The sequence below is a fragment of the Borrelia persica No12 genome, assembly GCF_000500045.1.
Lineage (GTDB): Bacteria > Spirochaetota > Spirochaetia > Borreliales > Borreliaceae > Borrelia > Borrelia persica.
In genome coordinates this window covers 1-268 of the sequence record NZ_AYOT01000203.1, presented here as the reverse complement: position 1 = coordinate 268, position 268 = coordinate 1, and the positions used below count along the sequence as shown (strand labels likewise).

Sequence of the window (268 nt, the reverse complement as noted above, 5' to 3'; positions counted from 1 at the left end):
AATTCATCTCCAAGTTCTAGTTTCCCAAGACCTTCTTCAATTTTTTTAAAAATTTCATTCATCTTATCTTTATTAGTTTGCTCAACTTCTACTTTAATCTGCCCTGGCATATTAAGTAGTCCATACATATTAGGTATCATTCGTTTTTGATTCTTGCCATCTTTTTGAATTGAGACAGTACCAGTTAAGATAAAGTGATTTATAAGCTTTATAATCTCATTACTTGCAAGTTTGTATGCTTCTTTGAATGGTAATAAATTATTATTTA

Annotated in this window: 1 pseudogene; it reads right to left on the bottom strand. The window is 28.4% G+C overall.

Going from position 1 to position 268, the window contains the following annotated elements:
• Positions 1-268: pseudogene (locus U881_RS11080) on the bottom strand (hypothetical protein); the annotation flags it as partial.